A 14,447-nucleotide genomic window follows, 5' to 3' on the forward strand; every position below is an offset into this window, starting at 1 on the left:
CCGGATAACCAGTCTTGTCAGCAACAACCTCCAACAACACCGACTCCGCCGAAGCCACCGCCCCCTCATCCACCGCCGTCTCCACAACAAACGCAGCATCGAGTTTCGTGGCAGCACCGTCCGGCGGGACTGTCACCACCGATTTCCCGGTCGACCCGTTCGATGCGGCCTGCTTGTCCGCAGTCGACTCCGCGAGCGTGCTCGGCGCGCTCAGTGCCGGCATATCCGGTCGAATCGTTGGGAGGACCGGCTCGCCCCCTTGAGCGTCCGTCAAGAACCTCAGTTGTGCTTCGCCAGCCCTCTCATGGGCTCTCGTGATGGCTGCAACCTGGTCGCCCACCGCGACGAGGGCCGCAGCCACGTCTGCGGAAAGCATGCCCCCGGCACTAGCCTGCTGCGTGATCTCGGCGAGCCGCTCGGCGACCTTTTCCTGGACCTGCAGCAACTCCTGGTGCACCATGGTCTGCTTCTCCACCGACTCGGCGATCTGCTTAGCCCCCTCCACCAGCCGCACGGTCTCCGCCGATGCCATTGCTGTCGATGGGTTGCCCGCAGCATCGGTATGGTCCCGGTTCGAAGTAGCGGCCGACGTCTCCTCAATTGCGGGGCTGGGAGCGGCAAGGGCGTTGGCGTAGGCCTGCCGTCGTTCGTCGGGAACGTAGTTGACCCCGCGCAGCGGAATCGCGAACTTGGGCTCGCGCTTCTCCATGACGGGTGGGAGGTACCGGTTAACTCGTTCGAGCGGTACCCCCGCCGTGAGCAGCTGCGCAACTGCGCCCATGAGGTCTTGGTCGCTCGTGTCCGGGCGCCCGGCGTCGGTCGAAACCACGAGGACTTCGTCGTGCTCCTCCGGCAGATTCGCCGACACCAAACTTGCCAGGATCTTCTTCGGACCGATCTCGACGAAGACCCGAACGCCATCGGCGTACATCGCCGCGATCTGGTCAGCGAACTCCACCGGTTCGACGATCTGGCGGACGAGCGTTTGGGCGTTTGCGTCTGCGTCCTCGATGTAGCTGGCTCCGTGGGTGTTGCAGTAGACACGCGATGCCGCACCGACTTGCACCCCGTTCAGAGTGCGCGCGAACTCGGCCCGCGCGGGCTCGACATAGCTCGTGTGAAAGGCTGCCGCTACCGGCAGCGCATAGGTCTTCAGCCCCGCCGCCTTGCACCTCAGGGCGAAGTCCTCGACCGCCTTGGTGCCGCCGCCGACGACCGTCTGAGCCGGCGAATTGACGTTGCAGACGTTCACGTCGCTGTGCCCTTCGAGCAAGCTCCGGACCGTCGCGCTGCCCGCGTCGACCGACAGCATCGTTCCCGGGTCGCTGCCGTCCGCCCCGCAGGCAGCCATTGCCGCGCCGCGGGCACGCGCGGCACGAAAGTAGTCCTTGCGATTAAGTGCCCCGGCAGCCCACAACGCAGTGAGTTCGCCGAAGCTATGGCCGACAAACGCAGTTGGTGTCAGTCCGAGCTCACACAGGAAGTCGTAGTACCCGGCCGATAGTGCGCCGATCGCGGGCTGAGCGTAGTCAGTCCGCCGAAGCATCTGCTCCTGCTCAGCGCGTGCTTCCCCGGTGTTCGCCGGTGGGGGGTACGTCACGAGACCGACCGGTTCACCAGACGCGTCGATCGCGTCGATCTCAGCGAATGCGGCGGAAATGTGCGGTACGACCAGGGAGGCGGCTCGCCCCATGTCCACGTGCTGGCTGCCCTGCCCGGCGAAAGCGACCGCCAGGGTCTCAACACCCGCAAGGGCTCGGCGACGGTAGTGGATGCCCTTCGGGTGGTCGAGCACGTCGCGGCCATTCGCCGAGCGAAGCAGTTCGCAGGCGAGTTCCCTCCGCTCGGCCAGGTCATCAGCCCCGTGGACGAGCACCAGGCGGGCGTGATCGGCCGGGACCGGCCCCCCGTCAGCCGGCGGCTGGTCCGTGACAGCTGCAACCAGGGTCTCGAGGTCCGGGGCGTGCCACAACGCCACACCGGACGCGCTGTGCCCGGCACGACCAGCCGCAGCCGTCGGAGCCTCCTCCACGACGCAATGGAAGTTGGTACCCCCGAAACCGAATGACGACACTGCTCCGCGACGGCGGCTCTCCGGGCTGGGCGGCAGCCAAGGACGCGCGGACGTGTTCGGGTAGAAGATCGACCTCGAATCGGCGAGAGGAGCCGCTGGGGCCTCGACGTTGATGGTGGGCGGCAAGACCTGGTGATGGAGGGCCAAGGACATCTTGATGAGCCCGGCTGCACCTGCCGCCGCTTTCGTGTGCCCGATCTGCGACTTCACGCTGCCGATCGCGACGCTGTGGGGTGGGCAGTCGTGTTCGGCGTACAAGGACTTCAGCGCACCCAGCTCAGTTTCGTCCCCCGCTGGTGTCCCCGTTCCGTGCGCCTCGACGAGACCGATGTCAGCCGGCGTGCATCCAGCGTCGTCGTACGCCCGACGCAGTGCCCGGATTTGTCCGCTCTCCCGCGGCGCGTAGATGCTCTTGAAACGCCCGTCGCTCGACGACCCGATGCCAGTGATCACGGAGTAGATGCGGTCCCCGTCGCGCTCGGCATCGGCAAGGCGCTTCAGAGCGAGCATTCCGATGCCTTCGCCGATCATCGTGCCGTCGGCGTTGCGGTCGAAAGGCCGGATCTGCTCCGACCGCGACAGTGCTGGCGTCTTTGAGAAGCACATGTACATGAGGATCGTGTTCTCGGCGTCACAGCCGCCGACGAGCATCATGTCGGCCCGACGGTCGACCAGTTCAGCCACCCCATAGCGAACCGCAGCGAGCGAGCTCGCGCATGCGGCGTCGAAGGTGCAGTTGGTGCCGCCGAGGTCGAACCGATTGGCTATGCGTCCAGCCACGACGTTGCCGAGCATGCCTGGGAAGGAGTTCTCCTCCCACGGAGCGAAGGCTTTGCGGAAGCGCTCGACGACCTCGTCCGCGGCTGCGTCCGAGAGACCGCAGCTCTGCACCACTTCCCGCAGAACCGGTGCCTGGAGACGAGTCGCGAGTGGCTGGGTCAACGAGTTGGCGCCGGTCACACCGAGAGTCACGCCCGTCCGGCTCGGGTCGTACCACGACGCGTCCGGGCAACCAGCATCCGCAAGCACATCCCGGGCTACGCCAAGACTCAGCAGTTGCAGGATGTCGGTCACGCCGAGGATGTTCGGGGGGATGCCGAACTCCATCGGGTCGAAGTCGACCTGTGGCACGAACCCGCCTCGCCGGCAGTAGGTCTTGTCCTCGGCGGTCGGGTCGGGGTCGTAGTAGTCCTCGATGCGCCAATGGGATTCGGGGACGTCCTCCATACAATCCCGACCTCGGACGACGTTCGTCCAGAACTCCTGCTTGTTCCTGGCCTGAGGGAACAAGCAGGCGATTCCGACGACCGCCACCGGCTCATCGGCCAGTCGGCGTCCTTCTCGCTGCTCAGTCTCTACGTCGCCCACGAGTGCACTCCTCGGGTCAGGTGCGTTCGTCGCTTGTCAGTGGCGCAGTGCGGAATCAACCAAGGCGGCAATCGATTTGGCCGCCTCGGGGTTGCTGAACATCGTGTAGTGGTCACCCGGGCAGTAGTGGACAGCGACATCACCGACGACCGGTTCCCATCCGAGGGACGAGACGTCGTCGAACAGCCCACGCTGTGGGCGGACGAGCGTGACCGGGAAAGCCGGTGGTCCCGGGTCGAATCCGTCGTGCAGCTGCTTGTTCCGCAGTATTCCGTCGACGAATGCTTCGAAAACCTTGCGCAAGCCCGCTACGGATGTGTCCCGTTCCATGATTCCGCGTTGCTTGCAGCGTTCGAGGATTGCGGAAAGTCCCTCGGTAGTCGTCATGTTCTCGAAGTCGGAGTAAGCAAAGCCGAGCGGTGCACCGCGTTTGGCACCGAAGTACATCGCGAACCAGTCGAGGCCTTCCCTGCTCGGCAACGAGTCACCGAACTTCTTCCCCGGGTCACCCTCGCCCGGCGCGATGCTGTCGAGCAGGAACAGATGCTCGACGGCACGGTCGGCGGCCAGCCGCTCCGCCGTGCCGTAGGCGAGGACGCCGCCGAACGACCAACCGAGCAGCACCACCGGTCGGTCACCCGCGAACTCGTGAATCTCGGCCACAAATCGTTCGGCGATCTCCGCGACGGTGATCTCCAGCGGTTCGCCGCCCAACATCGATCTCCGGTACTCCGGAATCTTGTCGATCTGCAGGACTCCCAGGCCGATCCCGCCGAGCTCCTCCGCGAGCGCCTCGTAACTCCTGACGAGCAGCGCACCGGGATGGGTCACAACGACGACACCCTCGTCTGCGCCCGGTGCGGCGAGCACCTCCATCCCGCCGTCCGATCCCCCTCCAAGCCGGCGGGCCGTCCGGTCAGGCGACATGCTTGCCGGCCTCCTCGACGATGTACCGCGCCAGCTGCGAGATCGTCGGGTGGTACCAGAGCGCCGTCGTCTCGAGCTCCATGCCGAGCCAGCTCTCGAGTTCACCGGCGAGCACGAGCGCCTCGTTCGACTCGATGCTGAACTCGTCGAAGTACTGCTCGGTGTCGACCTCGGAAGCCGGGACGCCCAGGCGATAACCGATCTTCTCCGCCAGCCAGTTCTCGATCTCGGACACGGTGAAGGCGGCCATGATTTCCTCCTCGAATTCGACCTGCGTCGGGCAGGCGTCAGCGAACGCCTGATGAGGGATTGCGGGGCTCTCGCTCAGGCGGGCGTTACCGTGCGCGAGAGGATTCCCTCGGCGGCCGCCAGTCCGGAATCGAACGCCGATTCATGCATACCGATGATGTCTTTACCCAGTTTGCGGGAGTGCAGATAACCGCCGCAGAACGTGATCGGACCTTGCATCGCGGCCTGCCACAATTCCTCCTGCAACGATCGGACTTCGAAGTTGATGACCGGATGCCGGTAGTCGAAGGATGCGAGCAAGCGCTCCTCGTCGATCTCCCCCGGATAACCGAGGGTCACGAAGTAGTCCTGGTCGGCATCGAGCGACTGGAGCGCGTTCATGTAGAAGACGACCCAAGCGTCCACGTCGTCGCCGACCGCGCGGCGCCCGTAGTTCCAGCTTCTCCAGGAAGCCCGGTCGGCAGGCATGACCGATGGGTCGGTGTGCAGCAGAACGCGGGACTGCGAGTAAGGCACCTTGCCGAGCACAGCCGCCCGGTCCGCGGCGAGCCCTTCGACCAAGCGCAGCCCATCGTCCGCGTGGAGGGCCATGACGACGCGGTCGAATCTCTGCGTGCCCGCGGCGCTTACGACCTCGACCTCACCGTCGATCTCGCGGACGCGCTCCACCGGGCAGGACAGCCGGACCTCCGCGCCGCTGCGTTCGAGAGCCGCCACCGCTCGCTCCACATAACGAATGCTCCCGCCCTCGACGGAGCGCCAGTCGACCTTCTGCCCTCCGAGACCTCCGCTCCCGTGCGCGATGTAGAAGGCGATGACGGTGGCAGCGGTCATCTCCCAGATCCGTTCGGCCGGGACCGCCCAGGCCGCCGAGCAGATGAGCACTACGAAACCCCACTTGAAGTCCTCGGAGTACCCCTCGCGTTCGAGGTACTCGCCGAGAGGCAGGTTCGCTTGACCACGGAGGAAGTGCTTCGGCGCGGTCTCGTGAAACCACTGCGCCTCCAATTTGATCGACGCGAGCGCCGGATGCGAGTCCATCGCGGACTCCCCGAGCGGCGCCTGCAGATCCTCCGAAGTGTATTGCCACCCGGCGTCGTTGTCGTAGAAGGAGAACCCGCCGACGTGGCGCACCGAGGACACGCCGAGCTCCTCGAAAAATTCTGTTACACGCGGGTAGTACGGCTCGTTGAACACCATGAATGCGGTGTCCACACCGATTGTTCTCCCGCGATCCTGCACTTCTACGCTGTTGGCGTGGCCACCAGCACGCGAGTCAGCCTCGAACACGGTGACATCACACGCCGACCGGAGCTTGTAGGCCGCCGATAGCCCCGTGATTCCGGCACCCACGATCGCCACTCTTGTGCGCATACATCCGCCTCGCATCACTCTTCGGGTAGGACGGGATAGAGACTCAACAGAAACGGAGCGGCATGGAGGCAGCTATCCGCTCTACTCTCGAACCTGTCAGGATGCCGCTCGAGAAGTGTTGTCCATTATGGTCAGTCACCTCTGCCCCAGACTGGTCACTCGCCCTGGTCGAGTGCATACGAAGGGTCTAGCGGCCGCCGTACGTCCCGACCGCCGGTCGATCCTTCGCAGCGACCAGGCCGGCCGGGTGACGTGGCGCAGCTCAGTCCTCGTACGGAATGAAGTCGGGCTTGCTCGCGCCGCAGACAGGGCACACCCAATCGTCAGGGATGTCAGCGAAGGCGGTACCAGGAGGAATCCCGCCGTCCGGGTCCCCCTCGGCAGGGTCGTAGATCATGCCGCAGCGCAGACAGATCCATAGATCTCGGGTGGAGACGGTCATCCTCGGTTACCCTTCGCTCGTGTCGTTCAGGGGTCGATCGTGTCGGAGGCGGCACGGGTGAAGCGATTGGCACGACGGAACGTTCCGAAGTCGTTGAACCGGACCCCGTTTTCGCGCAGCACCTTCTGGCAGTCGCGCTTGATAGCTTCCCGGATCCAGAAGGGGTCGCGGACCAAGAAGTGATGGATGGCGTGAGTCTCACCGAAGTTGAAACACAGCGCCTGGAAGGGCTTGAGCCACCACTTCGTCCACACTTGGGTCTGCTGGAGGACGTTGTGCGCCTCAACATCACCGTAATAGTGCAGATTCGAACTCACGAAGTAGATGCAGAAGCTGCGGATCGCGTTCGGCGCAAGAATCGTCACGGCCAAGATGCCCAGAACCTCCTGCCCTGGGACCTGCGCCGGGCCGAAAACCCACTGATAGACATGGATACCGATGAAGATGTGCCAAAGCAGGTAGTGCATTGCCCCAAGCGGGAAGTAGGACATCCGGTTGATGTTCGTCAGATACCGGGCTTCCTCCGGCGTCCGGGCCTCCTGTTCCACGTAGGCCTGAACTAGTTGGGGCATCCGGAACGGCTTGGTATATATGCCGATAAACGAATCCAGAAGGGTGACGAGCCGGTAACTTCCCCAGCCCTCACCGTTGGTGATGGCGCGTTCCTCGAGGTCGGATTCCGTGCCCGAGACCGCGTGGTGGTGCAGATGCAACCGGCGCCGGACCCACGGGTTGATGGTGCTGGGCCGCAGCAACCAGACGCCGAACATCATCGTGTTGTGCACGATCCGGTTTGTGCGGAAGTACATCGAGTGGATCAAGTCGTGCTCCAGCTCGTGTAGCAGTGAGAGCCAGAACGCGCTGATCAGAATGGTCGCCCACCCAGGAAAAACGCCGGCGATGTAGAGCCACGCGTCGGCGACCACGCCGAGGATCGACACGACGAAGATCGCCATGCCGACTCCGTCCTGATGCCGGGTGAGCCAGGGATGCCTGACTCGCCAGTCGTCACCGATTTCGATGATCGACTTCCGGATGGTCGCGATCTGGTCAGCGTCTTCACGTCCGAGATGCCGCTCACCTGGTAGCCGACTTGCGATTGCCATGTCTCACACCTCCAAATTAGAGAGCGACTGTTCCGTAGTTGCTTGGGGTTGGCCAAGCACCACACTGATCGGCATTCCGTCGCCGGAAAAGACCAGGTACAGCCTGAGACCCCAGTAGAACCGGGGATGGGCGGCGCAGCAGCCGTAGCCGGTTCGTGTCCGGCCAGGTCCGAGCGCTTGACCGTTTCTCGCGACATCCCGCAGGGCACGGGAGCGGCGTCGGCGATCCACATGCCGCCGGACCAGGAGGGGCAGCATTCGGCTAGGACCAAGATTGTCTTGCACAGCAACGGTTGCGCGGCCTTGAGCCGCTCGTGGTAGCCCGGCTGCTTCGGCAGGTGCGGAAACATTGCCCGCCAGGCCGGGCTGCTGTGAACGTGGCGGATCCACCGGCGTTCGGAGTGGTGCCCCAGCAGGACCTGGGCCACTGCCGGCGTGAGCAGCTCGCTGTCGGGCAGCTTGGGCTCTCGGCCACGGCCGGTGCGGGGTACAACCACGTGATCGTCGATCAGTACATGGAGTGCAGCCAGGAGGGTGTTCAGTTCCTTGCACACACATTGATCTTGAACACCCTCCTCCCATGTCCACGGACCGGTCGCGCTTCACATGACCTTCACGGAATCAACCGTCTAGCGGGCTGCTTTGCCCGAGGACAAGCCACACCAGATGCAGGCCAGAAGATCACCCCGACTCCACGAGTCCTCGAATTCATTGCCACAGCTAACCAGACCCTCGGACGCCAATCCGGCAGCTAGACCGGCAGCTACAAACGGCTTCCGGAAGGAGGAAACTGCCGTTGACACCCCACCGCGCAACGATTCAGGATACGCACCACGGGCAGACCGGGCTGAGCTCATCTTCCGCGTCAAGAAATATGCCGCCGGCTGCGGCCGGCGAAACTTCCACCAATTTCCAACTGGACCTGTCGAACCAGGTTCAGCAACGTGAAGCGTGAGTCATCGGCTTCCGAATGGCGGATCAAACCAAGCACCAGAAGACTGTGGGCTACCCGCGCCGCCTCGTAAGAGCTGATGCGCATCATTTTCACGAGGTCATCGACGGACCAGGCGCTGGTCTCGTCGGCGAGCTTGATGATTGCCTTGTGGACACCGGGCTCTAAAGTCGCCAATGCACTTCGAACTGACTCGTGTATGTCAAATCCGGTGCGCTGTGCCTCCGGAGCACTGATCACTCTGAACGGGTCGTTGGTCAGCTGTGCCAACAACTGCTCGGGTGAATGGATGAGCGACCACTCAGCGCTGATCTGCACTGCCGCAGGTAGCCCGTCGAGCTGACGGCAAAGTGCGGCAACGACGGTAGCGTTGTTGTGGAGTTGGAAACCGGGTCGCATCTTCCGCAGGTGCATCAGCAACAGCCGTACCGACGGGACCTGCGCCAGTCTGGGCAGATCGGCTTCCTCAGAAGGCGTCGGCAGGGCCAGCGGGCCGAGCGGAAATACGCACTCGCCGGGCACGTTGTACGGCGCTCGTGACGTGACCAATACGCGGAGGTGCGGGCACTGACGCAGCAGCGCGACAATGCGGTGAGCGGGCGAACGCGTAGCGTCATGCCCGTCCACTATCAGGACGGTGTCGGGCGCCCCGATCGACCTGAGCACTCCGTCCAGGTCAAAGTCCGACCTGAGCAGGGCCTTTCCCAACAGGGATCCGTTTGAATCCGGCTCCGTGGTGGCATCGTCGTCAATAGGCGGTATCCACGCCACGGAGAAGCCCTCTTCGTGAATGCCGGTGGCCACCTCACGAGCAAGCGTCGTCTTGCCGACTCCGCCCAGACCAACCAGGGTAATCCAGCGTTGACTACCGGCGCTGAGCAACTCGATCAATGACTTGCGTTCCGATTCGCGGCCGATGAGCGCGTCAATGCGAGCGGCTGGCGGGAGCGAGGGCACCTGCGCGGGGCCAGCACCGATCGGATGGCGCTGGGCTGCGGCTTCCAGCGCAGCACGGCCGGTCTCGCCGAGTCGCAGCGCGTCGGCGAGGAGCCGCACGGTATCCCTCCTCGGGAACCGGGCACGACCACTCTCCAAGTCGCGAATAGCACGCTCGCTCAAAGTGCTGAGCTCGGCCAGCTGCCGCTGCGTCACACCGGTATTCAACCGGTACTTCCGCAACAGTCCACCTAAGCCGACGTTCCGATCATTCATGCCGGTCCCCCGAACATTGGTCGCCGCAACGCTTCCGCGCTCGGTGCAGTTTCAAGGACACGTCACTTGTCCGCCACCACCCGCCACTTGGGTACCGAGCCGGCGATTCTCGACCTCACCAACATGGTCGTCACCGCCGGCGCGCTGGACTCCGAGCTCTTCCGGCCGTTCGGGCCGACCCGCGACGACATCCCGTTGCCCTACAGAACCTTCCGCGCAACCCGAAATAGACCGGTCAGCGGGCCGGAATCAGGACGCCGCAGGTCATTTCACCAGAAGGCTGCCGAGCGACCGCCGGATGAGCGCCGCCCACTCGTTCCGGACCCGGGGCCTGTCCTCCTCTGCCGTCTCGGCCAGTGTTAGCCCCGCCCCGCCGAGGATCCAGAAGATGAACCGCAGAGTGCTTTCCAGCCCGGTCGATTCCACGTAGCCGGCGTCCACCAACGCCCGGACGAACTGCTCGACCAAACCGAGGAAGTACCTTTCCTCGCACTCGCGGAAGCGATCCCACCCGAGCGCTATCGGGCCCTCCAACCACACCAACCGCCCGTAGTCCGGGTCGCAGCACCTGTCGAGGAACGCTTCAACCGCGTTCATCGCCGCTTCCCAGGGATCCGCGGTGGCCATGGCGGAGGCCATGATCTTCTCGACCGCTTGGGACTCCTGCTCGCCCAGCACGGCTTCGAGCAACGCCTGCTTGTTGTTGAAGTGGTGGTACACAGCGCCACGGGTCACTTGGCTCTTCGACGCCACGGTCTCCAGAGAGGTTCCGGCGTACCCGCGCTCGGCGAAGAGAGCGGTTGCCGCTTCGAGCAGCGCCGCTCTGGTTTCTTCCGAATACATCTCGCGACGGCGTTTAGAACTTGACATGAGTTATACATCCCGACATACTCCGTGCATGTGACAGACAATCAGCATGCGACGTTCGCCAAAATCTGTACATCTCGTTTGTCAACGGCTACGACAGCAGAACTTCCGCCATCATGAGGCTGCGCAGCCGCGCCAAGATGCGGGCCCTGTTGGACTGATCGAGCCCGTCGGAATTCCGAGAACACCAACTTGCGCCAGGCTTGCTGACCATCGGAAAGGCATCTCGCGATGAGCTGCGGGAGACCTTCAGACTCTTCGGTCCCTGTGACATCCAAAACGATCAACCACCAAGGCAATAATCCCAAACTGGCTGTCCCCGACAGAGTCCAGCACCGGAAACCAAACTCATCAGCAGGGTTGCATCCCTAGCCGGCCTTCTTTGCTTGTTCAGCATAAAGAGCCTCGGTGGCCGCGGAGTCGAGAATCGAGATCATCCACTCCTCGAACGCAACGCCCGAGCGCTCGGCGGCCACGCGCCACCGATCGACCAGTTCCGCGTCAAAGCTCAGCCGCCGCAGGGACGCTTCGGGCTTCTCCGGGTCGGGCTGCCGACTGCGGCTCAGCCGGAGTTGATGTCGCAACTGGTTCCTGGACCACCCCTTCTTCTCCGCCTTTTCGAGCCACGCTTCCTGCTCATCGGCGGGCAGTGCCGCAACCTCCGCATGGTGCTGAAAGCTCAGCGCGTCACGCCGGCGTGACAACGGAACCCGACGTGCAACCGACGCGTAATTGCGCAAGGTGCCGTAATCCAACCCGGTGGCTTCGACCGCACGCGCGTAACGATCCGGATAGTACTCCTTGCCGTACACGGCCCAGTCCCCCAGGCACCATGCCGACGAATCCACGATCCGCGTCAGCCGCCGACCGGCGCGTTCCCAGTCTGCGAAGTCCAGTCTTCTCGGGAAGCGGAGACCAACACTCGTGAGAAACACGCTGCTGTCGTCCTGCGCCCCGTTCCGCTGTAATCGTCGCCGCCCATCACCGATACCGGTGACCGCGTCACCGTCGATCGTCTTCTCGGTACCCATGCTCTCCCTTTGATCACGCTAATCGCTCAGACAGAAGGCCTTCTCTGCTAGTTTCGGACATTGCAGAACAAAAGGGAAATGGTAACAGCGAAAGGTCTTAGTTCGCAAATCCTCCAGAAATCAGCTTTCCCCACGCCGAATCACGACCTGATCCAACAGAACGCCCACAGCAACAGCGAAACTTCTGGCCATCTTCAACAGCCATGCCACTCCCTATTTCTCGAATCGAACTTCCATGCGGCCGCATCACGAAGTTTTTTCACCTCGAGGCTATGACTTCAACTCCTCCGCCGTGCATCATTGACACATGCACAAAGCTGCAACAGTGCACCGCTGCGGCGAACCGGCACCGGCACCTGGGGATGCCGCCGTTCTGAGCAGCGGCAGCTACCTCCGCAAGCGGTCGATCACACCTGCTTACGCCGAGCACGCAGGGCACCGGAATTTGCTAGACGTCGCGGTTCTGAATTAACGCGCGCTCGCGTGAGCTCCGCAACCGCTCGGCGGCAAGATCAATAACGCTTGGGTCAACGGAACAACGATCTTGGAGCACGTGGGCCGTTGGAACGACTACGCTCCGTCTCGTAGGTCTGGCCCACTGGCATCGGGAGGCGCGCCCGGCGTCGGCCGAGCCCGCCCCGGGAGGTAGACGAGAGCATGCACAGCGGTTGCGACGAGCTTCTCAAGGATAAGACGAAGAAGCTTTGCGAGGACGGGCTGAGCCTGTACCAACACGCTGTGATCACCGGCTCGGTCCCAGCCGACGACGCGCCGAAGTGCTTGTGGCGATTAGGCCTCCTCGAAGAGTCACCCTCGGATCCGCACAAACTCGTACCGGTCGCCGTCGACCTCGCGTTCGCTCAGCTTGCCCATCCCTTGGAGGAAGCGATAGCGAAGAACAGATCCATGGTCAACTGGCTGGCCAAAATCTTCGATCCCGTACAGGCCGCTTACACGGAAGCCAAACGTGCGCAGCAAATATGGGTCACGGAGCTCTCGGGCCCGTCCCTGATCCGTTCGGCCCTGGAGCACGCGGTCAGCTCCTGCGCGCAGGAGCTGATCACCGTCCAGCCGGGCGGTGGTCGCGATCCCGAATTGCTCCGGGACGCCTTGCGCCGCGACCTCGCCATGCTGCGCCGCGGGGTCCAGCAACGCACCCTGTACCAGCATTCGGCCCGTTTCCACGCACCGACGCGCAGCTATGTCGAGGAGATCATCAAGGCCAACGGCCAGGTCCGAACGCTCGACGAGATCAGCGAACGGATGATCATCTGCGACCGCCAGGTGGCCTTCATCCCAGGCACCGAGGATCGGGCGACCTCCGCGCTGGAGATCAGGCACCCGGCCATAGTGGACTTCCTGCTCAAGAGCTTCGAAAGGGCCTGGGAACAAGCAGCGCCTGTGAACGCCAAGGACAACATGAAGGATCAGAGGATCGTCGACGAGACGCAACAGGCGATCTTGCGCCTGTTGGTCGCAGGGCACACTGACGAGACGATCGCTCGCCGGCTGGGGAAGAGCCGGCGGTCGGTTGCCGGGTACATCAGCAAGATCTCCGCAGAACTGGGGAGCCACAGCCGCGCTCAGCTCGGCTACTTCATCGCCACCTCCGGGTTGCTCGGCGCGGACCGCACGTAGTCGGAAGCGGAAACGGGTGTAGCCGCGCACACGCAGCACCGGCGACGAAGGCGCGCCGTGCGTCATTGCCCAGGGCGGTCATCGCGACTGCACAGACGGGATAGCAACGCTTCGCAGAGTTTCGCTGACACGGGGATGTTGAAGATCGCGCCGACCTTGCCGACGCTGGCGATCGAGCCCACCGAACCGATCGACCCGATCGACCCGACGCTGCCGAGGCTGGCGATGCTGCCCACGGAGGCGATCGACGCGATGCTTCCCACGCTGATGAGGGAAGAGAGCGAACCCGTGCTGTGCGGCGAGCCGCTGCTCTTGCAGATTGGTCGACCGGAGTCGTTGATCCCCACTGGCACATTCCACCTTCCGAACGGGTAGGAAGAGGGTCGAGACGAGATCCCGCTGCTCTTTGCACGCGCCTCGCAGCATCCTAACATAACAGTGTTACGAGTGGTTAGTGTATTGACCTCTTGCAGGCGGTGGGCAAGTCCATGAGCAAGTCAAGGAAGGCCTTCGAGGCGCGGACGCACCTCGTCGAAGCCGTGATCCGGCTACTGTCCGAAGAGGACCCGTCGGCGATTCAGGCTCGGCGCCTGGCACGTGAGATCGGGACGTCGACCATGGCCGTCTACTACCACTTCGGCGGAATGCCCCAGCTGCTGAGCGAAGTCGCCCTCGTCGGCTTCCGGCGACTCGACGCCCGGCTTGGCGCCGTTCCGGTCACCGACGACCCGGTGGCGGATATCTGCCGGCTCGCACTCACCTACCGCGACGTCGCCCGCGAGAACCCCCACTTGTACGACTTGATGTTCGGCCTGTCCGCTCCCGGAGGCCACCGCCCCGACCCGAGCCCGCACCAAGTCGGCGACCAGAACGCCGACGGGGTATTCGAGGCGGAGGCGGCGAACGCCTATCGCCATCTCGTCGACGCCTCTGAGCGCGCGATGCTGGCGTCCCGCATCCGCGAGGACGACCCCGCCACGATCGCCGCTCAGCTCTGGAGCTTGCTGCACGGATACGTCACCCTCGAACTCGCCGGCCACTTCGACCACCTCACCGACAGCACCGAGCAGATCCTCCTCCTGCTCGGCAGGAACCTGCTGATCGGGCTGGGAGACACGCCCGAACGCATCGAGGCGTCGGCCGCGTTCAGCCTCGATCCCCGACCTTGATCCCGCTGCGATCGAGCACGGCGCAGCCGTTCGAGGGG

The 14,447-nt window shown here is 63.8% G+C and carries 12 protein-coding genes and 1 pseudogene; 3 read left to right on the forward strand and 10 right to left on the reverse strand.

What is annotated here, in order from left to right; all coding sequences use genetic code 11:
- The 10 genes and pseudogenes from ACWEV3_RS12355 to ACWEV3_RS12400 all read right to left on the reverse strand — a co-directional run.
- The coding region (locus tag ACWEV3_RS12355) for a beta-ketoacyl synthase N-terminal-like domain-containing protein (protein WP_452613916.1) at positions 1 to 3,442 on the reverse strand (3,442 nt) is incomplete at its 3' end.
- Positions 3,443 to 3,478: 36 nt separating this feature from the next.
- Positions 3,479 to 4,318: a thioesterase domain-containing protein gene (locus ACWEV3_RS12360; protein WP_452613917.1), complete on the reverse strand. Its 840-nt coding sequence runs from the start codon at positions 4,316 to 4,318 to the stop codon at positions 3,479 to 3,481.
- Positions 4,319 to 4,358: 40 nt separating this feature from the next.
- Positions 4,359 to 4,619, reverse strand: a complete 261-nt coding sequence (locus ACWEV3_RS12365; protein WP_358606772.1) for an acyl carrier protein — start codon at positions 4,617 to 4,619, stop codon at positions 4,359 to 4,361.
- 74 nt (positions 4,620 to 4,693) lie between these two features.
- Positions 4,694 to 6,007: an NAD(P)/FAD-dependent oxidoreductase gene (locus tag ACWEV3_RS12370; RefSeq protein ID WP_452613947.1), complete on the reverse strand. Its 1,314-nt coding sequence runs from the start codon at positions 6,005 to 6,007 to the stop codon at positions 4,694 to 4,696.
- Between the two features lie 247 nt (positions 6,008 to 6,254).
- Entirely contained in the window at positions 6,255 to 6,434 is a 180-nt protein-coding gene (locus ACWEV3_RS12375; RefSeq protein WP_358606777.1) for a rubredoxin, read from the reverse strand.
- Positions 6,435 to 6,460: 26 nt separating this feature from the next.
- Positions 6,461 to 7,540 (reverse strand): fatty acid desaturase, encoded by a 1,080-nt coding sequence (locus ACWEV3_RS12380; protein ID WP_452613918.1) that lies wholly within the window; start codon positions 7,538 to 7,540, stop codon positions 6,461 to 6,463.
- A 41-nt stretch (positions 7,541 to 7,581) separates the two neighbouring features.
- Positions 7,582 to 8,094 (reverse strand): annotated as a pseudogene (locus ACWEV3_RS12385) (IS982 family transposase); the annotation flags it as partial.
- Between the two features lie 311 nt (positions 8,095 to 8,405).
- Positions 8,406 to 9,704, reverse strand: a complete 1,299-nt coding sequence (locus ACWEV3_RS12390) for a helix-turn-helix domain-containing protein (protein ID WP_452613919.1) — start codon at positions 9,702 to 9,704, stop codon at positions 8,406 to 8,408.
- A 264-nt stretch (positions 9,705 to 9,968) separates the two neighbouring features.
- Positions 9,969 to 10,547 (reverse strand): TetR/AcrR family transcriptional regulator, encoded by a 579-nt coding sequence (locus tag ACWEV3_RS12395; RefSeq protein WP_452613920.1) that lies wholly within the window; start codon positions 10,545 to 10,547, stop codon positions 9,969 to 9,971.
- Positions 10,548 to 10,939: 392 nt separating this feature from the next.
- Positions 10,940 to 11,602, reverse strand: coding sequence for an LmbU family transcriptional regulator (locus ACWEV3_RS12400; protein WP_452613921.1), 663 nt, complete (start codon positions 11,600 to 11,602; stop codon positions 10,940 to 10,942).
- Positions 11,603 to 12,259: 657 nt separating this feature from the next.
- Between ACWEV3_RS12400 and ACWEV3_RS12405 the strand changes: the two genes are divergently transcribed.
- The 3 genes from ACWEV3_RS12405 (at position 12,260) to ACWEV3_RS12415 (ending at position 14,409) form a co-directional block, all read left to right on the forward strand.
- Positions 12,260 to 13,240, forward strand: a complete 981-nt coding sequence (locus ACWEV3_RS12405) for a LuxR C-terminal-related transcriptional regulator (RefSeq protein ID WP_452613922.1) — start codon at positions 12,260 to 12,262, stop codon at positions 13,238 to 13,240.
- Between the two features lie 135 nt (positions 13,241 to 13,375).
- A complete protein-coding gene (locus ACWEV3_RS12410) occupies positions 13,376 to 13,615 on the forward strand; it encodes a hypothetical protein (protein WP_452613923.1) in 240 nt (79 codons plus the stop codon).
- Positions 13,616 to 13,716: 101 nt separating this feature from the next.
- Positions 13,717 to 14,409: a TetR/AcrR family transcriptional regulator gene (locus ACWEV3_RS12415; protein WP_452613948.1), complete on the forward strand. Its 693-nt coding sequence runs from the start codon at positions 13,717 to 13,719 to the stop codon at positions 14,407 to 14,409.
- Positions 14,410 to 14,447: the final 38 nt, after the last annotated feature.

The organism is Saccharopolyspora sp. NPDC003752 (assembly GCF_053605825.1).

Bases quoted from the DNA above. Each gene is read 5' to 3' on its own strand.
- ACWEV3_RS12360 (WP_452613917.1), bottom strand. From the start codon at position 4,318: ATGGAGGTGCTCGCCGCACCGGGCGCAGACGAGGGTGTCGTCGTTGTG.
- ACWEV3_RS12365 (WP_358606772.1), bottom strand. From the start codon at position 4,619: ATGGCCGCCTTCACCGTGTCCGAGATCGAGAACTGGCTGGCGGAGAAG.
- ACWEV3_RS12370 (WP_452613947.1), bottom strand. From the start codon at position 6,007: ATGCGAGGCGGATGTATGCGCACAAGAGTGGCGATCGTGGGTGCCGGA.
- ACWEV3_RS12375 (WP_358606777.1), bottom strand. From the start codon at position 6,434: ATGACCGTCTCCACCCGAGATCTATGGATCTGTCTGCGCTGCGGCATG.
- ACWEV3_RS12380 (WP_452613918.1), bottom strand. From the start codon at position 7,540: ATGGCAATCGCAAGTCGGCTACCAGGTGAGCGGCATCTCGGACGTGAA.
- ACWEV3_RS12390 (WP_452613919.1), bottom strand. From the start codon at position 9,704: ATGAATGATCGGAACGTCGGCTTAGGTGGACTGTTGCGGAAGTACCGG.
- ACWEV3_RS12395 (WP_452613920.1), bottom strand. From the start codon at position 10,547: ATGTATTCGGAAGAAACCAGAGCGGCGCTGCTCGAAGCGGCAACCGCT.
- ACWEV3_RS12400 (WP_452613921.1), bottom strand. From the start codon at position 11,602: ATGGGTACCGAGAAGACGATCGACGGTGACGCGGTCACCGGTATCGGT.
- ACWEV3_RS12405 (WP_452613922.1), top strand. From the start codon at position 12,260: ATGCACAGCGGTTGCGACGAGCTTCTCAAGGATAAGACGAAGAAGCTT.
- ACWEV3_RS12410 (WP_452613923.1), top strand. From the start codon at position 13,376: ATGTTGAAGATCGCGCCGACCTTGCCGACGCTGGCGATCGAGCCCACC.